This window comes from Buttiauxella sp. AC038 (genome assembly GCF_979253565.1).
Window position 1 is genome coordinate 1,662,718 of sequence record NZ_CEEDCQ010000001.1, and the last position, 22,633, is coordinate 1,685,350.

At 51.3% G+C, this 22,633-nt stretch carries 20 protein-coding genes and 3 pseudogenes; 13 read left to right on the plus strand and 10 right to left on the minus strand.

Annotation, left to right across the window (positions count from 1 at the left end):
* Positions 1-10: 10 nt before the first annotated feature.
* The 3 genes from gsiB (at position 11) to gsiD (ending at position 3,458) form a co-directional block, all read left to right on the plus strand.
* On the plus strand, positions 11-1,549 hold the full coding sequence (gsiB, locus tag AC0IXI_RS07965; protein WP_154154843.1) for a glutathione ABC transporter substrate-binding protein GsiB: 1,539 nt from the start codon (positions 11-13) through the stop codon (positions 1,547-1,549).
* 74 nt (positions 1,550-1,623) lie between these two features.
* Positions 1,624-2,544: a glutathione ABC transporter permease GsiC gene (gene gsiC, locus AC0IXI_RS07970; RefSeq protein ID WP_134185275.1), complete on the plus strand. Its 921-nt coding sequence runs from the start codon at positions 1,624-1,626 to the stop codon at positions 2,542-2,544.
* 2 nt (positions 2,545-2,546) lie between these two features.
* A complete protein-coding gene (gsiD, locus tag AC0IXI_RS07975; RefSeq protein WP_413498630.1) occupies positions 2,547-3,458 on the plus strand; it encodes a glutathione ABC transporter permease GsiD in 912 nt (303 codons plus the stop codon).
* Between the two features lie 96 nt (positions 3,459-3,554).
* Here gsiD and rimO read toward each other — a convergent pair whose 3' ends face one another.
* Positions 3,555-4,868, minus strand: a complete 1,314-nt coding sequence (gene rimO / locus AC0IXI_RS07980) for a 30S ribosomal protein S12 methylthiotransferase RimO (protein WP_064512424.1) — start codon at positions 4,866-4,868, stop codon at positions 3,555-3,557.
* Positions 4,869-5,077: 209 nt separating this feature from the next.
* Here rimO and AC0IXI_RS07985 point away from each other — a divergent pair, with 209 nt between their 5' ends.
* The 4 genes from AC0IXI_RS07985 (at position 5,078) to AC0IXI_RS08000 (ending at position 8,342) form a co-directional block, all read left to right on the plus strand.
* Complete coding sequence (locus AC0IXI_RS07985; protein ID WP_064559627.1) at positions 5,078-5,383, plus strand: hypothetical protein; 306 nt, start codon at positions 5,078-5,080, stop codon at positions 5,381-5,383.
* A gap of 3 nt (positions 5,384-5,386) precedes the next feature.
* A complete protein-coding gene (locus tag AC0IXI_RS07990) occupies positions 5,387-6,595 on the plus strand; it encodes a serine hydrolase domain-containing protein (RefSeq protein ID WP_471683211.1) in 1,209 nt (402 codons plus the stop codon).
* Positions 6,596-6,737: 142 nt separating this feature from the next.
* Complete coding sequence (locus AC0IXI_RS07995) at positions 6,738-7,121, plus strand: biofilm formation regulator BssR (RefSeq protein ID WP_413498626.1); 384 nt, start codon at positions 6,738-6,740, stop codon at positions 7,119-7,121.
* A 102-nt stretch (positions 7,122-7,223) separates the two neighbouring features.
* The gene (locus AC0IXI_RS08000) at positions 7,224-8,342 is read left to right on the plus strand and encodes a PQQ-dependent sugar dehydrogenase (protein ID WP_471682204.1); all 1,119 of its coding nucleotides are present in this window, start codon (positions 7,224-7,226) and stop codon (positions 8,340-8,342) included.
* A 4-nt stretch (positions 8,343-8,346) separates the two neighbouring features.
* On the opposite strand, the gene AC0IXI_RS08005 is transcribed toward AC0IXI_RS08000, so the two are convergent.
* The gene (locus AC0IXI_RS08005; protein ID WP_471682205.1) at positions 8,347-8,973 is read right to left on the minus strand and encodes a glutathione S-transferase family protein; all 627 of its coding nucleotides are present in this window, start codon (positions 8,971-8,973) and stop codon (positions 8,347-8,349) included.
* Between the two features lie 249 nt (positions 8,974-9,222).
* On the opposite strand from AC0IXI_RS08005, the gene dacC reads away from it, so the two are divergent.
* The gene (gene dacC / locus AC0IXI_RS08010) at positions 9,223-10,425 is read left to right on the plus strand and encodes a serine-type D-Ala-D-Ala carboxypeptidase (protein WP_134185293.1); all 1,203 of its coding nucleotides are present in this window, start codon (positions 9,223-9,225) and stop codon (positions 10,423-10,425) included.
* 135 nt (positions 10,426-10,560) lie between these two features.
* Here the strand turns inward: dacC and deoR are convergent, their stop codons facing one another.
* The gene (gene deoR / locus AC0IXI_RS08015) at positions 10,561-11,325 is read right to left on the minus strand and encodes a DNA-binding transcriptional repressor DeoR (RefSeq protein WP_134185295.1); all 765 of its coding nucleotides are present in this window, start codon (positions 11,323-11,325) and stop codon (positions 10,561-10,563) included.
* Between the two features lie 71 nt (positions 11,326-11,396).
* Positions 11,397-12,005 carry an undecaprenyl-diphosphate phosphatase gene (gene ybjG / locus AC0IXI_RS08020; protein WP_471682206.1) on the minus strand — a complete coding sequence of 203 codons (609 nt, stop codon included), beginning with the start codon at positions 12,003-12,005 and terminating at the stop codon, positions 11,397-11,399.
* Positions 12,006-12,204: 199 nt separating this feature from the next.
* Between ybjG and AC0IXI_RS08025 the strand changes: the two genes are divergently transcribed.
* Positions 12,205-13,425 carry an MdfA family multidrug efflux MFS transporter gene (locus tag AC0IXI_RS08025; RefSeq protein WP_471682207.1) on the plus strand — a complete coding sequence of 407 codons (1,221 nt, stop codon included), beginning with the start codon at positions 12,205-12,207 and terminating at the stop codon, positions 13,423-13,425.
* Positions 13,426-13,507: 82 nt separating this feature from the next.
* Here the strand turns inward: AC0IXI_RS08025 and AC0IXI_RS08030 are convergent.
* The 4 genes and pseudogenes from AC0IXI_RS08030 to metG all read right to left on the minus strand — a co-directional run.
* Positions 13,508-14,230 (minus strand): annotated as a pseudogene (locus AC0IXI_RS08030) (ABC transporter ATP-binding protein); the annotation flags it as partial.
* Positions 14,231-14,289: 59 nt separating this feature from the next.
* The gene (locus AC0IXI_RS08035; RefSeq protein WP_424221299.1) at positions 14,290-14,886 is read right to left on the minus strand and encodes a carbohydrate ABC transporter permease; all 597 of its coding nucleotides are present in this window, start codon (positions 14,884-14,886) and stop codon (positions 14,290-14,292) included.
* A 204-nt stretch (positions 14,887-15,090) separates the two neighbouring features.
* A complete protein-coding gene (locus AC0IXI_RS08040) occupies positions 15,091-16,026 on the minus strand; it encodes a TauD/TfdA dioxygenase family protein (RefSeq protein ID WP_471682208.1) in 936 nt (311 codons plus the stop codon).
* A gap of 329 nt (positions 16,027-16,355) precedes the next feature.
* Positions 16,356-18,398 (minus strand): methionine--tRNA ligase, encoded by a 2,043-nt coding sequence (gene metG, locus AC0IXI_RS08045; RefSeq protein ID WP_471683212.1) that lies wholly within the window; start codon positions 18,396-18,398, stop codon positions 16,356-16,358.
* 155 nt (positions 18,399-18,553) lie between these two features.
* Between metG and apbC the strand changes: the two genes are divergently transcribed.
* The 4 genes and pseudogenes from apbC to AC0IXI_RS08065 all read left to right on the plus strand — a co-directional run bounded on the left by apbC (position 18,554) and on the right by AC0IXI_RS08065 (position 20,917).
* Entirely contained in the window at positions 18,554-19,666 is a 1,113-nt protein-coding gene (gene apbC, locus AC0IXI_RS08050) for an iron-sulfur cluster carrier protein ApbC (RefSeq protein WP_064512392.1), read from the plus strand.
* Between the two features lie 173 nt (positions 19,667-19,839).
* Positions 19,840-19,941, plus strand: a pseudogene (locus AC0IXI_RS08055) (hypothetical protein); the annotation flags it as partial.
* Positions 19,940-20,095: pseudogene (locus tag AC0IXI_RS08060) on the plus strand (LytTR family transcriptional regulator DNA-binding domain-containing protein); the annotation flags it as partial. The pseudogenes AC0IXI_RS08055 and AC0IXI_RS08060, both read left to right, overlap by 2 nt.
* A 351-nt stretch (positions 20,096-20,446) precedes the next feature.
* Positions 20,447-20,917, plus strand: a complete 471-nt coding sequence (locus AC0IXI_RS08065; RefSeq protein WP_064512387.1) for a YehS family protein — start codon at positions 20,447-20,449, stop codon at positions 20,915-20,917.
* 44 nt (positions 20,918-20,961) lie between these two features.
* Here AC0IXI_RS08065 and AC0IXI_RS08070 read toward each other — a convergent pair whose 3' ends face one another.
* The gene (locus AC0IXI_RS08070) at positions 20,962-21,930 is read right to left on the minus strand and encodes an XdhC family protein (RefSeq protein WP_471682209.1); all 969 of its coding nucleotides are present in this window, start codon (positions 21,928-21,930) and stop codon (positions 20,962-20,964) included.
* A 2-nt stretch (positions 21,931-21,932) separates the two neighbouring features.
* Positions 21,933-22,505, minus strand: a complete 573-nt coding sequence (locus AC0IXI_RS08075) for a nucleotidyltransferase family protein (RefSeq protein WP_471683213.1) — start codon at positions 22,503-22,505, stop codon at positions 21,933-21,935.
* Positions 22,506-22,633: the final 128 nt, after the last annotated feature.

The following is a 22,633-nucleotide window of genomic DNA, read 5'->3' on the forward strand; positions in this document are numbered from 1 at the left end:
GGGGAACACAATGACCATATTTGAGAATAAAAAATGGCTGCTGGCAGCGGGTCTTGCGACCAGCGTCATCGCCACACCGGCATTTGCTGCAAAGGATGTTGTCGTCGCTGTTGCATCCAACTTCACTACGCTTGACCCGTATGATGCCAATGACACGCTTTCACAGGCGGTAGCAAAATCGTTTTATCAGGGGCTGTTCGGCCTTGATAAAGAGATGAAACTGCAAAATGTGCTGGCGGAAAGCTACACCGTTTCTGACGATGGGCTGGTTTACACCATCAAACTGCATCCGGGCGTTAAATTCCAGGATGGCACCGACTTCAACGCCGACGCGGTGAAAGTGAACCTTGATCGCGCCAGCAATCCGGAAAATCATCTCAAGCGCTATAACCTGTATAAAGCGATTGCAAGCACCGAAGCGGTTGACGCAAACACGGTAAAAATCACCCTTAAACAGCCGTTCTCTGCGTTTATTAATATTCTGGCCCACCCGGCAACGGCGATGATTTCACCGGCTGCATTGAAAAAATACGGCAAAGAGATTGGCTTCCACCCGGTAGGCACCGGCCCGTATCAGCTGGATACCTGGAACCAGACCGATTTTGTGAAGGTGAAGAAATTCGACGGTTACTGGAAACAGGGCCTGCCTAAACTCGACACCATCACCTGGCGTCCGGTGGTTGATAACAACACCCGCGCGGCCATGCTGCAAACCGGCGAAGCGCAGTTTGCCTTCCCAATCCCTTACGAGCAGGCAGGAGTGCTTGAGAAAAACGACAAGTTGGAACTGGTGGCATCACCGTCCATCATGCAGCGTTACCTCAGCATGAACGTGACGCAAAAGCCGTTTGATAACCCGAAAGTACGTGAAGCGATAAACTACGCGATTAACCGCCAGGCACTGGTGAAAGTGGCGTTTGCCGGATATGCGACCCCAGCCGAAGGCGTTGTGCCGCCATCAATCGACTTCGCGCAAAAATACAAACCATGGCCGTATGATCCGGCAAAAGCGCGCGAACTGCTGAAAGAAGCGGGTTATCCGAACGGTTTCGAAACCACGTTGTGGTCATCGCACAATCACAGCACCGCGCAGAAAGTGTTGCAATTTACTCAGCAGCAACTGGCGCAGGTCGGCATTAAAGTGAAAGTCACGGCGATGGATGCCGGGCAGCGTGCCGCTGAAGTAGAAGGCAAAGGGCAGAAAGAGAGCGGTGTGAGAATGTTCTACACCGGCTGGTCGGCCTCGACCGGTGAAGCAGACTGGGCTCTATCGCCATTGTTTGCCTCATCAAACTGGCCGCCAACGCTGTTTAATACGGCTTTCTACAGCAACCCGCAGGTTGATAAAGATTTGACTGAAGCGCTGAAAACCACCAATCGTGATGACAAAGCGAAACTGTACAAAGATGCGCAGGACACCATCTGGAAAGAGTCTCCGTGGGTGCCTCTGGTGGTGGAAAAACTGGTTTCTGCACACAGCAAAAACCTTAGCGGTTTTTATGTGATGCCAGATACCGGATTTAGTTTTGATGATGCGGATTTGAAATAACAACGGACTGTGCTGTTGTAAGGTGGATTAGCGTAAGCGACATCCACCGCAATACCTAACTCGATGGAGCGCCATTGTTTAACTACTTCCTCAAACGTCTGCTGGGCCTTATCCCTACACTGTTGATTGTCGCGGTGCTGGTGTTTCTGTTCGTCCATATGTTGCCTGGTGACCCGGCTCGTTTGATTGCCGGGCCGGAAGCAGATGCCACCGTTATTGAGATGGTGCGTAAACAGTTAGGACTGGATTTGCCGCTATGGCAGCAGTTTTTGCATTACATCGGCAATATTCTGCAGGGCGATTTCGGCACATCAATGGTCTCGCGCCGCCCGGTTTCTGAAGAGATCGCCAGCCGCTTTATGCCGACATTCTGGCTGACCATCACCAGCATGGTTTGGGCAGTGATTTTCGGCCTGTTCACCGGCATTATTGCTGCCGTCTGGCGCAACCGCTGGCCAGACCGTTTAAGCATGACTATCGCCGTTTCCGGGATCTCTTTCCCGGCATTCGCCCTTGGCATGTTGCTGATGCAGGTTTTCTCCGTCGAACTGGGCTGGTTGCCGACCGTAGGAGCCGACAGCTGGCAGCACTACATTTTGCCCTCGGTGACGCTTGGCGCGGCGGTAGCGGCGGTGATGGCGCGCTTTACGCGAGCCTCGTTCGTGGATGTGCTGCAAGAAGATTACATGCGTACCGCACGCGCGAAAGGCGTGAGCGAAACGCTGGTGGTTATCAAACACGGGCTGCGCAACGCAATGATCCCGGTTGTCACCATGATGGGCCTGCAGTTCGGTTTCCTGCTTGGTGGCTCAATTGTGGTCGAAAAGGTGTTTAACTGGCCGGGGCTTGGGCGCCTGCTGGTGGATTCGGTTGAGATGCGTGATTACCCGGTGATTCAGGCGGAAGTGTTGCTGTTCTCGCTGGAATTTATTGTTATCAACTTAGTGGTGGATTTGCTGTACGCCGCCATTAACCCAGCTATCAGGTACAAGTAAGGATGCGACTCTTTAACTGGCGCCGCCAGGCGGTACTGAACGCGATGCCGATAGTTCGGCCAAACCAAGTGCGCACGCCCTGGCACGAATTTCTGCGCCGCTTGCGTAAGCAACCTGTGGCGATGTTTGCTGGGATGTTCGTACTGTTTTTGATTGTTATTGCTCTGATTGCGCCATGGATTTCCCCATTCGATGCGGAAAACTATTTTGATTACGACCGACTTAACGACGGCCCGTCGATGCTGCACTGGTTTGGTGTCGATTCACTCGGGCGCGATATTTTCAGCCGCGTGCTGGTAGGCGCGCAAATATCGCTGGCCGCAGGAGTATTCTCGGTATTAATCGGCGCGTTGATTGGCACGTTCTTCGGGTTGCTGGCTGGTTATTACGAAGGCTGGTGGGACAGGGTGATTATGCGCATCTGCGATGTGCTGTTTGCTTTTCCGGGGATTTTGCTGGCGATTGCCGTGGTAGCGGTGTTGGGTAGCGGCATGTCGAATGTGATTATCGCGGTCGCCATTTTTAGTATTCCGGCGTTCGCTCGCCTGGTACGAGGCAATACGCTGGTACTAAAACATCAAACCTTTATCGAATCGGCGCGCAGTATCGGTGCCTCGGACGCAACCATCATCTTTCGCCATATTCTGCCGGGGACGGTTTCGTCGATTGTGGTCTATTTCACCATGCGTATCGGCACGTCAATTATCTCGGCCGCGAGCTTGTCGTTTTTGGGTTTAGGTGCACAGCCGCCAACCCCGGAATGGGGGGCAATGTTGAACGAAGCACGAGCCGATATGGTGATTGCACCACATGTGGCTCTTTTCCCGAGTCTGGCGATTTTCCTGACGGTGCTGGCGTTTAATTTGCTGGGGGATGGGCTGCGCGATGCGCTGGATCCGAAGATCAAAGGGTAGTCTGAGGATAAAAAAGGTGGATGTCGCTTGCGCTAATCCACCTTACAACGTCTTTTCGTATGCCGGATAAGCGTAGCGCCATCCGACATTCAGAAATTAAACCACTGAACCCCACAGGTCATATTCATCCGCGTTTTCAACCTTCACGCGCACCACATCACCAGGTTTCAATTTGGTTTCGCCATTGAGGTAAACCGCGCCGTCGATTTCTGGAGCATCAGCCATACTGCGGCCAATCGCGCCTTCTTCGTCAACTTCATCAACGATAACCAGAATTTCGCGACCCACTTTTTCTTGCAGACGTTCAGCAGAGATCTGCTGTTGGAGCTGCATGAAACGGTTCCAGCGCTCTTCTTTAACTTCTTCTGGCACAGGATCGGCCAGTTCGTTGGCGGTAGCACCTTCAACCGGGCTGAACTTGAAGCAACCGACGCGATCCAGACGAGCTTCTTTCAGGAAGTCGAGCAGCATCTGGAAATCTTCTTCCGTTTCGCCTGGGAAGCCAACGATGAAGGTAGAACGCAGAGTCAGATCCGGGCAGATCTCGCGCCATTGCTTAATGCGCTGCAACTGGCGATCAACGCTGCCTGGGCGCTTCATCAACTTCAGAATACGTGGGCTGGCGTGCTGCAGAGGGATATCCAGATACGGCAGGATTTTACCTTCCGCCATTAATGGAATCACATCGTCAACGTGTGGATATGGGTAAACGTAGTGCAGACGCGTCCAGACGCCGAGTTTTGCCAGTTGTTCACACAGGCTAACCATGCTGGTTTTCACCGGCTCACCGTTGTAGAAACCGGTGCGGTGTTTAACATCCACGCCGTAGGCCGAGGTATCTTGCGAAATCACCAGCAGCTCTTTCACGCCCGCATCAACCAGACGTTTCGCTTCAGACAACACATCGCCAATCGGACGGCTGTCCAGATCGCCACGCATTGAAGGGATGATGCAGAAGGTGCAACGGTGGTTACAGCCTTCGGAAATTTTCAGGTAAGCGTAGTGACGCGGGGTCAGCTTCACGCCTTGTTCCGGCACCAGGCTCAAGAACGGGTTATGTTTTGGTTTTGGCACATAGTGGTGAACGTGCTGCAAAACTTGCTCATAGCTATGTGGGCCGGTGATTTCCAGAACTTTAGGGTGTACTTGGCGGATTTGATCTTCTTTGGCCCCTAAACAGCCGGTCACAATCACTTTGCCATTTTCGTTCAGCGCTTCACCGATCGCTTCGAGCGACTCTTGTACGGCACTGTCGATAAAGCCACAGGTGTTAACGATAACCATATCGGCATCATCATAGCTAGGCACTACATCGTAACCTTCGGTGCGCAGCTCAGTCAGAATTCGTTCAGAATCGACGAGGTTTTTTGGGCAGCCGAGGGAGACAAAGCCAATACGGGGTTGTTGCATACAGGTCACGCTCACAAAGTAATCAATAAAAGAAAAACCGGGCGATTCTACACGGGTTTTGGATGTGGCTCTACTGGTTGTTTTTTCCAGCGCACAAGATGAAATTTCAGAATCATTGAAGTGCCTTAGTTTTTGCTTACCTGGGGCGCTGGTTCTATTATCTTCCCGCTCGCCTTAAACATCATCCCCACTAATAGAGATAATACTTAATGCGCAAGATTTTAGCCCTTACCGGTATGCTGACTGCGGTTGCATTGCTTTCTGCCTGTAATGTGATCCCAACCCCTCTCAACACACCGCCTGCGACGGCGCAAAAATTTGTTTGTGGCGGTGAAAAACTCGCTATCGATGGCGACTACGCCTGGTATAACGGCGATCGTTACTCCTATCAAAGTATGAGCGGCGGACAGGCATTTTATCGCTACCACAGCAGTAACTTCGGCCTGAAAAAAGTCGGTGAAAACCGCACCATGCTTGTCGGCCTTGATGCTAAACCTTGTGTGGCGGCAAACTAATTGATGAATGCGCCCCGTCGCCTGAGTACGCTGCTGCTCGGTTTTATGTTGGCGGGGTGTGGAACGCTGTCGAATGTTGCTCCTGAGGCTGAAGTGCCGCAAAAAGCCCAGCGAGCGTGCGGGGAGCCCGCAACTCGTGATATCAACCAGTGGTTGCCTGCCATGGTTGAGGAGCAATCACCCGGCATGGTGGTGGGGGTGATTGACGCCCACAATCAGCGCCATTATTGGCATTTTGGTGTCACCGATGCCGAACGCAATAAGCCGGTCAATGAACACACTTTGTTTGCCGTGGGTTCGCTCAGTAAAGGCATGACCGCCGAGGCAACGGCGGTGTTAGTGGCGCAGGGGCGCTTGCACTGGTCAGATACGCTCGAAACATTGCTACCGCCATCGGTGGCGTTAAGCCGTGATGCGAAAAAAATCACGCTGCTGCAACTGGTGACGCATACCTCTGGTTTGCCACGGCAAAACATGGATTTGCCAATGCTGACGGCCTTTATTCGTTATCTTGGCAACGGTGAGAATTTCTATTCGCATCTTGATAGTGACGATGTTGTCGCAGACCTGGCTGACTTCAGTAAACCGGGCAATGCCGAACCGCGTTACTCAAACCTGGGTTATGCGGTGCTCGATTACGTTCTGCGCTACCAGACCGGCCAGCGGGCCGATCAACTGGTGCAATCGCTGATCTTTGATCCTCTCGGGATGCATAACAGCAGTTTTACCCCGCAAAAACTGAAAAGTTACCCGCTACGAGCTATTGGCCATGCGGGAAGCCAGCCGAAATTTATCCCTCGCGGGCAAGTGGTGCCTGACTGGCAATTCACCGGCAATATGCTTGGCGCGGGTGGTTTGTATACCGACACTGCCGATTTACTGACTTTTGCCGCAGCACACCTTGCCAGCACTGGCGATGCAACGGTGGATAAAGCGATTCACGATACGATGCAGGTCTATTATCCACGGGATAAAGAAGCCGCCAATATTGCCTGGGTGACAGATACCTATGGCGAGCAATCCATCACTTATCAGGTGGGATATATTGGCGGTTACTCAAGCTATATAGGTATTGATCGCGTGAATCATTTTGCCATTGTGGTGCTGCAAAACAGCTTCACCTGGCAAAATAACCTTGGGCACAGTGTGTTACGACAAATGCTTGAGGAGCAGCGTCAGGCTGCGACTTGTAGTGTCAATGCCGCTGCGTAATCCCTTGTTTAACTGCAATTGTTAGCCATTGTAAAGGTTGTTGCCAGGGATCAAAAAACACGGCAAAAAAGACAGGTCAGCTTAAAATTTATCCATACTATAAGTGTGTGTTATCAATTCAAACCACATGGAGGGTAAATGCATGAATGGAGAGCCACTCAAACGAGATCTCTTGAAAAAGATGATTATCGCCAAAATAGACATCGCTGCTTATCTCTCTTTGAGAAAAGCTAAAGGCTATATGTCTGTGATGGAAACTGAGCATCTGCGCGATAACCTGTTTGATTTGTCTACTGAGTATCGTGAGAAGGCTTTACGCCTCAAATTCCACCTTGCAGCGCAAGAAATGGAAAGTATTAACCAGGGAATGAGTGCGGTGTGTTCTGCCGGAGTTTGCCTGATGACCGGGCGTCACGATTGCCCACAATATATCGCCATCGATGCCGAAAGACTGGAAAGCTGCCTGTCCGAACTTTCCAACAGCCTGAAAGATATTATGGGCCACCAACTGGCCGTAGAGTCGTGATATATGGGGGAGGAAACTCCCCCAATTTAAGTTTTTGTAAAATTGCCATCCTACCAATCCTGGAAGACTAACCTTATCGGGTATACCGATAAGGAGAAGGTTATGCCACGGTCGCCATTACGCTCATTCATCGCCGCAACATTATTATTTTCAGCAAGCTTCAGCTGGGCTGCGGATATCAAAGTTGAGGTGTTACAAAGCAAGCTCGACCACCCATGGTCTTTAGCTTTTTTGCCTGACAACAAAGGGATGCTTATCACACTGCGTGATGGGCAATTGCGCCGTTGGCAGCCGGGTGAAGGGCTGAGTGACCCGATTGTTGGTGTGCCGAAAGTCTGGGCGCATGGACAGGGCGGGTTACTGGATGTGGTTCTGGCACCGGACTTTGAAAAAAGTCGCCGCATCTGGCTGAGTTTTGCCGAAGGCAACAGTGAAGACAAGGCGGGTACTGCCGTGGGTTATGGCACGTTGAGTAGCAATATGCAGCGGCTGGAGAATTTCAAAGTGGTCTTCCGCCAGGCGCCAAAACTCTCAACCGGCAACCATTTTGGCGGGCGCATGGCATTTGATGGCAAAGGCTATCTGTTTATCGCGCTCGGTGAAAATAACCAGCGCTCTACCGCACAGGATCTGGATAAGCTGCAAGGTAAAGTGGTGCGCCTGACGCAAGACGGAGAGGTGCCGCAGGACAATCCATTTGCAGGTAAGCAGGGTGCTCGTAGCGAAATTTGGTCTTACGGGCACCGTAACCCACAAGGGCTGACGTTTAACCCCGCCAATGGCGAGCTGTGGCTTAATGAGCATGGCCCACGTGGGGGCGATGAAGTCAACGTATCTCAGCCCGGTAAAAACTACGGTTGGCCGCTGGCAACCTGGGGCATTAATTACAGTGGTTTGCCGATCCCTGAAGCGAAAGGCGAAATTGTGGCAGGCACTGAACAGCCTGTTTATTACTGGAAGGTTTCCCCGGCGGTGAGCGGCATGGCGTTTTACAACGGCGACAAATTCCCGCAGTGGAAAGGGAAGCTATTTATTGGGGCGCTAAAAGAGAAAAACTTGATTGAGCTGACGCTTGCGGGCGATAAGGTCACGGATCAGAAGCGGTTGCTGGACGACCACGGGGCGCGTATTCGTGATGTACGCGTCGGCCCGGACGGCTATCTTTATGTCCTGACCGACGAATCTGACGGGCAATTACTAAAAATTAGCCCATCAGCCTAAGGTATTAACTTAGCGGAATCATCACGACTTTCTTGAATGCCGGGCGCTGGGTCAATTGCTGATACCAACGTTGCAGATTGGGAAAGTCATTCCATTGGATGTCGAGATTAAGAAGGTTGTAAATGCTCGGGCCAAGCGCAATATCGCCGGTACCGAACTCATCACCACCTAACCACGGCTGCTTCGCCAGTTCGGCATCAACCATGGCAAACAGCGTGTTGCACTGCGCGATGCTATCGACTACCAATTTTTCATCGCGTAATTCAGGCGCTGTTCGTACCAGGCTGAAAAACACGCCGCGATGTGGGCCTGCGAGGGCGGTTCCTGCCCAGTCCATCCACTTTTCACCGTGTGCTCGGGCGGCGGGTTCAGCAACCCACAACGACTCTTTACCATATTGCGCAGCCAAATAACGCACGATGGTATTGGATTCCCACAACGTCAGATTGGTTGCATCATCATGAATGCAGGGCACCAACGCATTAGGATTCATCGCCAGATATTCAGCATCATGCGTTTTACCAAATTTCCCGCCAGCAGGAATTGAGTGATACTCCACGCCTAACTCTTCCAGGCACCACAGCACTTTCTTCACATTAGTCGAATTGTCTCGGCCCCAAACAGTGATCATTTTGTTTCCTCATTCGTTGGTTTCCTCCTCAGTATGCCGTGCGCTGGTGAAGAAAACAGCACGTGAGTTAAACGGCAGGTAAAAAACTCGTCAACGTGGCGGCAAGTCACGCAGTTATCGAATAAACTTAAAAAACTTTACCAACACTATGTTTCATTATGTGGTTTCGCAAGTTAGCTTACTGGCAACTTGAACGATTGAGTAACGGCGTGCGTCGTGACTTTTTTAGAATGGATACTGGGTGGTGTTATGAAAACTTTGCAAATCCCTGCTTCGCTACGAGCATTACTGGCAGGTACAACCCTGCTGTTGATAGCCGCGCCTGCGGTTAGTGCAGAACAGACTGCTGATGCACCGCAAGTTGATGCTAAAGCCTGGATCTTAATGGATTATGCCAGCGGCAAAGTTCTGGCCGAAGGCAATGCCGATCTACAACTGGATCCGGCGAGTCTGACTAAACTGATGACCAGTTATGTGGTTGGGCAGGCTATCAAGGCTGATAAGATCAAGCTTACCGATATGGTCACAATTGGCAAAGATGCCTGGGCCACCGGCAACCCGGCGCTGCGCGGTTCGTCGCTGATGTTCTTAAAACCAGGCGACAAAGTCTCGGTTGAAGATTTGAATAAAGGCGTAATCATCCAGTCAGGCAACGATGCCAGCATTGCAATTGCCGATTATGTGGCAGGTAGTCAGGATTCTTTCGTCAGTTTGATGAACAACTATGCGCAAAAACTGAATCTGACCAACACTACCTTTAAGACCGTTCACGGCCTCGACGCACCTGGGCAATTCAGTACCGCACGTGATATGGCGCTGCTGGGCAGGGCTTTGATTCATGACGTGCCGGAAGAGTACGCCATCCATAAAGAGAAAGAGTTCACCTTTAACAACATCAAGCAGCCGAACCGTAACCGCTTGCTGTGGAGCTCCAATCTTAACGTTGACGGGATGAAAACCGGCACCACAGAAGGCGCAGGCTATAACCTGGTCGCATCGGCAACGTCTGGCGATATGCGTTTGATTTCCGTGGTGTTAGGCACCAAAACCGATCGAGTTCGTTTCAATGAAAGTGAAAAGTTGCTGACGTGGGGTTTCCGCTTCTTTGAAACCGTTACACCGATTAAACCGGATGCCACTTTTGTGACTCAACGCGTGTGGTTTGGGGATAAAAGCGAAGTGAATTTGGGGGCCGGGGAAGGTGGCTCTGTCACTATTCCACGTGGCCAGTTGAAGAATCTGAAAGCGAGTTTCTCGCTGACCCAACCGCAGCTTACCGCGCCGCTTAAGAAAGGCCAGGTGGTTGGCACCATCGATTTCCAGCTTAATGGTAAATCAATTGAGCAGCGCCCTCTGATGGTGATGGAAGCAGTCGAAGAGGGTGGTTTCTTTAGTCGGATGTGGGATTTTGTGTTGATGAAGTTTCATTCTTGGTTCGGCAGCTGGTTCTAATACCCTTCATATTTTGAGTTGCAGGGGTGTTGGCTACGGCCATTCACCCCAGTCACTTACTTATGTAAGCTCCTGGGGATTCACGTCCTTGCCGCCTACCTGCAATCTCAAACTATTTTGGGTATAGCTTATTTATTACCACTCGAGATGAATATTCTCCGACGCGGCAAATTCAACAAACGCCGCATCAGGCTCTTCGTTACTGATAATCAAATCAAAAGCAGCAAGTGGTCCCATACAGGCTGAGCGCACTTTGCCAAATTTACTGCTGTCCACGACCAGCACACGCTGTTGCGCCATCGCTAATGCCCAATTTTTTACTGGCAGTTCATCGAGATTAAAACAGGTTGCCCCGTGACGGGTGTGAATGCCTGCCGCCGAGAAGAAGGCGATATCCGGGCAAAAATTGTTCAGGCACTCCTGGAAGTTAATCGGCTTGAAAATCGCATTGCTGGAATGAAACTCACCTCCGCTCAAAATCACCCGGCAGCCTGGTTTATCTTGTAGCGCCAGGAAGGTGTTTAACGAGTAACACACCCCGGTAAATTGCAGCTCATCGTCCAGCGCTTCAATGATGTATGGGGTGGTGGTACCGCAGTCAAAAAATACCGTCTGATGTGGGCGAACCATTGCTGCTGCAAGGCGCGCAGCATGGCGCTTTTCGTCAATGCGGCGGGTTTTCTGATCGCTTAACAAATAATGGTTGGCGGTGACACTACGTGGCTCGAGCACCACATAGCCGCCCAATAACACCACGGGACCGGATTCACTGTTGAGGTCGCGGCGAATGGTCATTTCAGAGACACCGAGTAGCGCCGAAGCCTCTTTAAGATGAATTTTGTCGCTGCGTTTAAGCGCCTGAATGAGGCGGTTGATGCGTTCGTCGCGCCGGGTTTCCATGATGCCCTCTGAATATGAAAAACCCGGCATCGCCGGGTTTCGATTAACGCATCTTACCTTTGCAAAAACAGTTAGTCACGCACCCAGCCTTTGCGGATAGGCAGGGCAAAACAGAATCGATAAGCCTGATGCAGGCGGGTGTGAAGTTGCACCCCGAACCAGTTCCATGCCATTTGAGCCAGTAAACAAGAACACAGGCCCACCAGCAAACCACCGAGCATATCCAACGGCCAGTGCACGCCGAGATAAACACGCGACCAGGCAATCGCACAACCAATCACAAATAACACCACGCCCGACCACACACGGTGCCAGAACAAAAACGCCAGCGCGAAGGTGAAAATCACCGTGCCATGGTCACTTGGGTATGAGTCATCCGGCGCATGGTGTAGGAAGTTATAGCCAAATCCTGTCACGAACGGGCGGTCATGCGGGAAGCTATGGCCAATAATCCACGACAGCGAAACGCTGATGAGAATCGCCAGTGCAGTCTTAATCACCACCGCACGTTGGGCGCTCATATGGCGGCGTTGCCCCCATAGCCAGAGAATGGCAATCAACAACGGCACAATATTAATTAAATCTTTCGCGATAAAAATGGCGAGCTTAATCAGCCACTCAGGTGAGTCAGGTGTGGCATTAATCAGCAAAAAAAGTGTCTGATTGAGTTGTTCGATCATATCTATTTTGGTTCCTTTATCAGCCGGTTGAAGATGATGCCGTACACCATGCATCGTGACCATAGGACGACAGCCTACTTTGAGCTTCTTAAGAAAACCTTAAACAAACGAACGATTGTCTTGCTTAAATAACAATTCACTATCTACCGCGAGGGCAATTTATTACAATTCGCGCGTTTTCTTCTCTCTTGAGTTTCTCATGCAAAATAATAAGCGACTGGGTCGCCAGGCACTGCTATTCCCGCTGTGTCTGGTGCTCTATGAATTTTCTACGTATATCGGCAACGACATGATCCAGCCAGGCATGCTGGCGGTTGTCGAACAATACAACGCGGGAATCGAATGGGTACCGACCTCCATGACCGCGTATCTGGCAGGCGGCATGTTCCTGCAGTGGCTGTTAGGGCCGCTGTCTGACCGTATTGGTCGTCGCCCGGTGATGTTGACCGGCGTGGTGTGGTTTATCGTCACTTGTCTGGCGACATTGCTGGCGCAAAACATCGAGCAATTCACCATCCTGCGTTTCTTGCAGGGCGTTAGCCTGTGCTTTATTGGCGCGGTGGGTTACGCGGCAATTCAGGAATCTTTCGAAGAGGCGGTGTGTATCAAAATCACAGCGCTGATGGCGAACGTGGCGCTGATTGCGCCGCTGCTCGGCCCGCTGGTGGGTGCCGCGTGGATTCACTACGCGCCGTGGGAAACGATGTTTGTACTGTTCGCAGCGCTGGCGGCGTTCTCCTTCTACGGCTTACACCGCGCGATGCCTGAAACCGCCACGCGCCTGGGGGAAAAGCTTTCACTGCGTGATTTAGGGCATGACTACAAACTGGTGCTGAAAAACGGGCGCTTTGTTGCCGGTGCGCTGGCGATTGGTTTTGTCAGCCTGCCGCTGCTGGCGTGGATTGCGCAGTCGCCGATTATTATCATTAGCGGCGAAAAGCTTTCGACTTACGAATATGGTTTGTTGCAGGTGCCAATTTTTGGCGCATTGATTATCGGCAACCTGGTGCTGGCGCGGTTAACTTCTCGTCGTAGCGTGCGTTCGCTGATTATCATGGGCGGCTGGTGGATTGTACCAGGGCTGGTCGTCGCCGCAGTAGCCACCGTGGCGTCAACACATGCTTATTTGTGGATGACGGCTGGATTGAGTATCTACGCATTTGGTATTGGCCTTGCCAACGCAGGACTGGTGCGTCTGACATTGTTTGCCAGTGATATGAGCAAAGGCACGGTTTCGGCGGCGATGGGGATGTTACAGATGTTTATCTTCACCGTGGGTATCGAAGTGAGCAAACATGCCTATCTGTTCGGCGGTAACGGTTTGTTCAGCCTGTTGAATTTGCTGGGCGGCGTGATTTGGTTAGGTTTGATGTTTGTGTTCTTAAAAGATAAGACCGTCGGCAACAGAACGGATGCGTAATTTTCCGGGCTTGCGGTAAAGGCCAATGAGGATTCGTTACGTTCAGGGGAATGGTTCTGTACTGTTCCCCTGAACGCCAGCACTAATTAATCCGTGTGCCGCTGTGCTCATCAAACAGATGCGTTAGCTGAACGTTTGGCAGTAAGCGCATTTCACTCCCCGGTTTTGTTTGTATCCTGTCTCTGAAGACGGCAATCGCCTTTTGATTGCCGATATTAAGGGCAATCTGTGTTTCCGCACCGGTGGGTTCTACGACATTCACTACTGCCACCACGCCTCCTTGTGAAACCTGAGAGAAATGCTCTGGTCGCACGCCGTACAAGACTCGTTGCCCCTGCACGCCGGCAGGCACGTTGGCTAACGGCAGACGCAAACCATCATCGGTGACCACCGATTCACGGTCGACTTTGCCGCTTAGTAAATTCATGGAAGGGGAGCCAATAAACCCGGCGACAAAAGCATTGCGCGGGCGGTCGTACAGCTCAAGTGGCGTCCCGACTTGCTCGATGACCCCGTCTTTAAGCACCACAATCCTGTCGGCCATCGTCATCGCTTCGACTTGATCATGAGTCACATAAACCATGGTGGCGTTCAGGCGCTGGTGCAGCGCTTTAATTTCCGTTCTCATCTCGACCCGCAGCTTGGCGTCGAGGTTTGACAGCGGTTCGTCAAAAAGGAACACGCGCGGGTTGCGCAAAATAGCTCGCCCCATAGCCACACGCTGACGCTGGCCACCAGAAAGCTGGCCAGGTTTTCGCTTGAGCAACGAGGATAAACCCAGCGTTTGTGCCACTTGAGCGACGCGTTCATCGCTCCACCCCGCTTTGCCAATGATATAGCTCAGGACAAATACCCCGACAAGAATCACCACGGCGATCGCGCTGCCATAGCCCCAGTACGAGAAATTAAATGCCTGAATGAAGCCGTAATAGTTGGTGACTTCAGTGACTGTGCCTGGCCCGCAATCGCCCATAATGCTGTCGCAGGATTGGCAATCAGCGAATTAAGCGTGATCCCCCAAAGCTCTAACACTTGATGCAGTGGGCTAATATCCGGCGTGTAAATGATTTTCCAGATAAGCGCCACGATAATCGGTGGGAGCACCATGGGAATCAAAAATAATGTCCTGGCAGTATGCAACCACGCAGAGGTGCCATTTAATAGCAACGCTAAACCCAGCCCAATAATCACCTGGAATAACACGCTGACTAACGATAATTTTATTTGCGTAATAATAGAATTAAGAAAACGTGGATCGTCGAGAAGTTGCCGGTAATTAATCAGCGGATCGCTAAAATTAAATGTTTCCTGGGGATTAGTCAGGCTTAACGGTGTCAGGCTGGTAATAACTAATGCCATCGCCGGTAATAACGTAATCACCACCAGCAAAATAATCGACGGCATTAACCCGGCCAGCCAGGCGTTGCGCTGTTGGCTACGCCAGTTGGTTTTACCCTTCATCAAGGCTCCTTAGATTTTCGCGCCCGAGCGTTTGAGATCGGCAATCGACACCGTTGATAATTTGCTTACTCCGATAGGCCTGGGAATCAATATCGCTCCGACGTGTTGGTGAACCGTACCCCGCCTGAACTGCCCGCAGCGGCAATAGCCTCTGGGGTATCAAGTGTCGGGAACAGGTCGTCAGGTGGATTGTTATTGCGCGGCTTAGGCCACTTCGCTGACGGGAGATTGCGCGTCCGGGCGGCTCAAGGTGCGGCTACGGCTGCCATCAACGGCAACAGCGGCATCGCCCTCAATGGTGACGCGGCGTACGAGGCGCGGTTGCGTACCGTAATCATTGACCGCGTAATGCTGGGTGGCCCGGTTATCCCAAATCACTACGTCATCTTGCTGCCACTGCCAGCGCACGGTGTTTTCCAGTTGGATGACACAGTTTTGCAGCAGCTCAAACAGGCGTGCCGATTCACGGCTGCTAAAGCCGGATAAGCGTTTGAAGAAATGCCCGAGCAGTAGTGCCTTTTCGCCGCTGACAGGGTGCACATGGACAACCGGATGCTCAGCCTCATAAACCGCAGAAACAAAGACCTTACGGTGATGATCCAGGCGCTGCTGTTCGGCCACAATACGGTCTGCGCCATAGTCATAATCATTGCTGTGCACCGCTCGCAGGCTTTCAGCAAAGCGCTTTAACTCTTCAGGCAGGTTTTCATAAGCCGTCGCGGTATTTGCCCACACGGTATCGCCACCGTATTCAGGGATTTTGACGCCACGTAAAATAGAAATTTTTGGGAAGGCCTCAACGAAGGTGACATCGGTATGCCAGGAATCCGCTCTGCCGCCGCCTTTTGAGGCATCCAGTTCGAAGAGTTTGGTGCCGGTAGGCGCCGGAACGGTAGGGTGTGCCACCACTTTGCCAAACCGTGCACCAAATGCCTGGTGAGATTCGTCATTTAATTGTGTCTGCTTACGGAAAAAGAGAACTTTATATTTCACCAGAGCAGCTTCTATTTGTGAAAATATATTTTCATCGATGTCAGGTATTATTTTGAAGTCAACAATCTCAGCGCCAATATTTCCGGCAACGCGGCGAATAGTCAGATTTTTAAATTCAACGTCAGGATGTGAAGAATGAATTGTCATAGTGGTGGACCATTAATGGTGAAGTGAGTCCGCAGTATAAAAATTACAAATTGATAACTTAAATAACGATTATGCATAACTTAAAGATTTGCTGGTGGGAAAGCTTAGTTAATTTTTAGATATATACCCGTCATACTTCAAGTTGTTTGTGCGTTGGCTACGTTTGCTCGCCCAAATCACTTACTACAGTAAGCTCATCGGGACTCGCTCCCTTGCCGCCTTCCTACAACTCGAATTATTTTGGGTATAGACAGAAGGGGGGCATTATTGGCGGGAAATAAAAATGGCCCCCGGTTAGGGGAGCCATTAAAGATTTTACTGATATGCGATTACTTAACTGCCATACCCGCTTGCGCACCGCTATCCGGGCTTAACAGGAAGATATCTTTCCCGCCAGGACCTGCCGCCATCACCATCCCTTCCGAGATGCCGAAGCGCATTTTACGCGGTGCCAGGTTTGCCACCATAATGGTCAAACGGCCTTCCAGTGCGGCTGGATCTGGATAAGCAGAACGAATGCCGGAGAACACATTACGTTTCTCGCCGCCAAGGTCCAGCGTCAGTCGCAGCAGCTTGTCAGAACCTTCAACAAATTCTGCTTTTTCAATCAGCGCAACACGCAGGTCCACTTTAGCGAAATCATCAAAGGCGATGGTTTCTGCAATCGGGTCATCAGCCAGTGGGCCAGTCAACGGAGCGGCAGCCGCTTTCACTTCTTCTTTTGACGCTTCGACGAGTGATTCAACCTGCTTCATCTCAATGCGGTTATACAGCGCTTTGAAAGTATTCACTTTGTGGTTCAGCAACGGTGTATTGATGCTATCCCAGCTCAGTTCGCAGTTCAGGAATGCTTCAGCACGTTCAGCAAGCGTTGGAATAACTGGTTTCAGCCAGGTCATCAGTACGCGGAACAGGTTAATACCCATGGTGCAGATAGCTTGCAGGTCAGCATCGCGGCCTTCCTGTTTTGCCACAACCCACGGCGCTTGTTCGTCGACATAACGGTTTGCCACGTCTGCCAGCGCCATAATTTCACGCACGGCTTTACCGAATTCACGGCTTTCCCACGCTTCACCAATTGACTGCGCCGCATCGGTAAAGGTTTTGTACAGCGCCGGGTCAGCGATTTCAGCAGACAGTTGGCCGTCAAAGCGCTTGGCGATAAAGCCGGCGTTACGCGATGCCAGGTTAACCACTTTGTTGACGATGTCGCTGTTCACGCGCTGCACGAAATCTTCCAGGTTAAGGTCGATATCGTCGATACGTGAAGAGAGCTTCGCGGTGTAGTAGTAACGCAGGCTATCGGCATCAAAGTGGTTCAACCAGGTGCTCGCCTTAATGAACGTGCCGCGAGATTTGGACATCTTCGCGCCGTTTACCGTTACGTAGCCGTGAACAAACAGGTTGGTTGGCTTGCGGAAACCGCTACCTTCCAGCATGGCTGGCCAGAACAGGCTATGGAAATAAACGATGTCTTTACCGATGAAGTGATACAGCTCGGTAGTCGAATCTTGCTTCCAGTATTCGTCAAAGCTTGTGGTGTCGCCGCGTTTGTCGCACAGGTTCTTGAATGAACCCATGTAACCAATTGGCGCGTCCAGCCAGACGTAGAAATATTTGCCCGGTGCATCAGGAATTTCGAAGCCGAAGTAAGGCGCATCGCGGGAGATATCCCACTGTTGCAGACCAGACTCGAACCACTCCTGCATTTTGTTCGCCACTTGCTCTTGCAGCGCACCAGAACGGGTCCAGGCTTGCAGCATTTCGCTAAACGATGGCAAATCAAAGAAGAAGTGCTCGGAATCACGCATGACAGGCGTTGCGCCAGAAACAACAGATTGCGGGTTAATCAGCTCGGTTGGGCTGTAAGTTGCGCCACAAACTTCGCAGTTATCGCCGTACTGGTCCGGTGCTTTACATTTCGGGCAGGTGCCTTTTACGAAACGGTCAGGCAGGAACATGCCTTTTTCCGGGTCGAAAAGCTGAGAAATAGTACGGTTTTTAATGAAACCGTTCTCTTTCAGGCGGCCATAAATCAGCGTTGCCAGCTCGCGGTTTTCGTCGCTATGCGTGGAGTGATAGTTATCATAGCTGATGTTAAAGCCAGCAAAATCAGTCTGATGCTCCTGACTCATTTCGGCAATCATCTGCTCTGGTGTGATACCTAACTGCTGTGCTTTCAGCATGATAGGTGTACCGTGTGCATCGTCCGCGCAGATGAAGTTGACCGTGTTTCCGCGCATTCGTTGGTAACGGACCCAGACGTCAGCCTGGATGTGCTCCAGCATGTGACCAAGGTGGATTGAGCCGTTAGCGTACGGAAGTGCGCACGTTACCAATAATTTTTTCGCGGTATGAGCCATAGTAGAAATTGCATCTTCATAAATAGAAAAGGGCCTTAGATGTTAACTGAGAGCCGCCTTGTGGTAAACCACACAAGCTGAACAAGGAAATTTTATCGCGCCTGGCGGGTTCTGGTATGCTTAACAAACTGCAATGTCCGACAATAAAAACATAAGGAGCCGGGATGAATTCGCAATCCCCGTCAAGTCGTTCCCCCGAGCAGCTACGCGCTATGGTCGCCGGGACACTGGCCAATTTTCAGCACCCAACCCTCAAACATAATCTGACCGCGCTTAAAGCACTGCATCATGTCGCGATGTTAGACGACACGCTGCATGTTGAGCTGTTGATGCCATTCGTTTGGCGCAGCGGTTTTGAAGCCTTGCAAGAGCAGTGCAGTTCGGATTTGTTACGCATTACTGGGGCGAAAGCGGTGGACTGGAAACTCAGCCACAACATTGCCACCTTAAAGCGTGTGAAAAATCACCCCGGCATTAATGGCGTGAAGAACATTATTGCGGTGACTTCAGGTAAAGGCGGGGTTGGCAAGTCGAGTACTGCGGTGAACCTGGCGCTGGCGCTCATCGCCGAAGGGGCGAAAGTCGGGATTCTGGATGCGGATATTTATGGCCCGTCTATCCCAACGATGCTGGGTGCGGAACACGAACGCCCAACGTCTCCCGACGGCACGCATATGACGCCAATTCTTGCGCACGGACTGGCAACCAACTCCATTGGTTATCTGGTGACCGACGAAAACGCCATGGTGTGGCGCGGGCCGATGGCCAGCAAGGCACTGTTGCAGATGCTGCAAGAAACCATGTGGCCAGATTTAGATTATCTGGTGCTGGATATGCCGCCAGGCACCGGTGATATTCAACTGACGCTTGCGCAGAATATTCCAGTAACGGGTGCTGTTGTTGTGACCACGCCGCAAGATATTGCGTTGATCGACGCCCGTAAAGGCATTGTGATGTTTGAGAAAGTCGATGTGCCAGTGCTGGGTATCGTCGAAAACATGAGCATGCATATTTGCAGTAACTGCGGTCACAATGAGCCGATTTTCGGCACCGGCGGAGCGCAGAAACTGGCGGATCAATACCACACCAGATTACTGGGCCAGTTGCCGCTGCACATTACTCTGCGTGAAGATCTTGATGCCGGTAAGCCAACGGTTATCAATCGTCCTGAAAGCGAGTTCACAGCTATCTACCGTCAACTGGCGGGTAGCGTTGCAGCGCAGCTTTATTGGGACGGTGAAGTGATCCCAGCGGATATTGCGTTCAGAGCGGTGTAATTTAAAACCACCCTCATCCCGACCTTCTCCCTCAGGGAGAAGGAGCAAACTTTGTAGCCCTCTCTTGGGAGCTGTCTCTTAGTTACAACTTTGAAGAGGGGCCTGCCAATCCGGAGAAGGTTCCGTTCACCGTTTTCGGGAATTAAAGAGATAACTGAACGCACGGGTGAAAAAACAGTATGAAAGTGGCACAGGTGCTCCATCTGGAGTTGGATATCGGAGCCGACCATCATTTACCAGGCAGCCCGATCTCGTCTGAATATACCTGGCAAGCATCATCAATACCTGGTCAATATGGTGCATCTCAAAGAGATCCGCTTTGAGGATGGCGGGCAAGCCGAATTGATGCTGCGTGACGGGCAGTCAGTCCCGGTGAGTCGGCGTTATTTAAAGAGCCTGAAAGAAGCGCTGGGGCTTAAGACAGTGTAGTTTTTATCCATCCCCTGGCATAAATTGCACAAGTAGAGCAGTCATGCAGGTTATTACATTCTCTGAAGCACGTAATCGGCTCAAAACGGTTCTTGATGAAGACGACGAATAGGCCGCTCGCATGGTCCAATCACGCCAGGGATGATTATCTCTGGTGGCAGATGCAGGATAAAAAGACCTTAAAGCGCATTAACGACGCCGATTGACTGGTCTATAGCGTGAGCGACGAATACCTGACTATTTTTCAGTGCCGACTTCATTACTAAATCTGCGCGCGGCGGCAGAACGCTATATACTGCCCGCTTTCGAAATACCCCCGCTTTCAAGATTTAGAACGAGAGAATCACCACTATGATGAATAACGACGTATTACGCAGCGTGCGCTACATGCTGAATTTGGGCAACGACGACATGGTGAAAATCTTCGCCCTGACCGACACTGCCGTTACTGCCGAGCAGATTGTTACCTGGACCAAAAAAGAAGACGAAGAGAACTTTAAACTTTGCCCGGATATCCTGATGGCAAACTTCTTGAACGGCCTGATTTACTTCAAGCGCGGCAAAGACGAAAGCAAGCCTGCGCCAAAAATCGAACGCAAGATGACCAATAACATCATCCTGAAAAAACTGCGTATTGCGTTTGATTTGAAAACCGATGACGTGCTGGAAATTCTGACCTCACAAGAATTCCGTATCTCTATGCCAGAAATCACCGCGATGATGCGCGCACCAGAGAACAAAAACTTCCGCGAATGTGGCGACCAGTTCCTGCGCTATTTCCTGCGTGGTTTAACTGCTCGCGTACACGTAGCGAAGAAGTAAGATTTATTGCGGTGGATGTCGCTTGCGCACATCCACCCAAAAAATTATCCCCGCGCTTCATTCTTGCGCTTCACAATATCTGCCATCACCGCCAGTGCAATTTCCGCCGGAGTTTTGCTCCCCAATGGCAAGCCTATAGGGGCGTGAATGCGTTGTAACTGAGTCGGGTTTAATTCCGCTATTTTCTGTAATCGTTCCAACCGTCGCGCACTGTTCTTCTGCGACCCCATCGCCCCAATGTAAAACGCAGGCGTGTTCACCGCTTCCATCATCGTCAGGTCATCCATACGTGGATCATGCGTTAGCGCGACAATCGCCGTGTTGGCGTGGCAACTTTGTTGCTCGAGATAATTCGCAGGGAACTGCCTGAGCAGAGTAATCCCCGGTTTAAGCTGGGCGGCGAAATTCTCTAAGGCGTCTGGTCGACTCTCACAAACCAACACTTCGAAACCCAGTGAGCTGGCAAAATCGGCACAGTACAACGCAACGCTCGAGAGCCCTGCAATCAGTAAGCGCGGTGCTGCGGCAACATGCACGGTAATCTGCTGCCCGTTGCGCTCAACCTGGGTGATATCGGCAAATTCGGTAACTTCAAGGTGGCGACAAGGCTCAGGAAGCGTCAGACGTTTCTGCAAGGCAAAATGGCCACCTAGCGCTGCGGCCATCTTTTCCAGATACGTAATATTGCCAGGGGTGGCAGGGAGATATTCGACCAAAATATCCAGCACGCCACCGCAGGGCAGGGCAATTCCTGGCTCTAATCCGCCTTCGCCGTAACGCACAATCTGGCTGGCTTGCTGGTATTCACCCTGAGCAATACGCTGCAAAAAATCCTCTTCTACACAGCCACCGGAAAGTGAACCACAAAAACGATTGTCGGCTGTTGCCACCATTAACGCCCCTGGTGAGCGGGGTGAGGAACCGTAGGTATTTAAAACCGTACATAACCAGACGGGTTGTTGTTCCAGCCATTCACGAGCCTGGTGAATCACACTAATATCAAGGTGTTGCATGATTACTCACTCCTTTGAACCAGTTGTGATGGGAGATCAATATCGCGCTGGGAATCGGCATCTTTAATTTCGATGAGGTGCATGGACTCGCCACGTAACAACTCACGCGCGCCGTTGTCACCGGTTAACTGACTGAGTTTGCTGTACCAGTTATGGTCGAAGGCCACGGGATGACCCGGTTGCGTGCTAACGCATGGCCGCACCAGCGTGTGAGATTTCAGTGCATCAGCCACTTCCACAAACACAGCCGGTGGAACAAAAGGCATATCCGCAAGATGAATCAGCCAGCCTTGCCAGCTCGCATTTGCGCGAACACCGGCAGCGATCGACTCACCCAACCCAGAACTCTCAATCAGTGTAACGGGAACTTGCTGTGCGAGGCACACCGCTTGAACCTGGCTGTTTTCCGGCCGCGTCACTACATGCACTTGCAGGCCAGAAGCCAGTGCATTACGTAGCGTTTGCGCAAACACGCTGCTGCTGTTGAGCAACGCGTTAAGTTTATTGCCTTCGCCGCCCGCTTTTTTGAAGCGTTCGGCACATCCTGCCGCAGCAATAATAATGCCCGCTTTCATATTCAAGGGTGATTCCTCACTGCCTTCCTGATTACGCAATGCCATGAGTAATTTGCGCAACAATGTTTTTTTTATGAAAATGAGATGTTAATTCTCACATGATTTAGCTTAAATATATATACTTATAT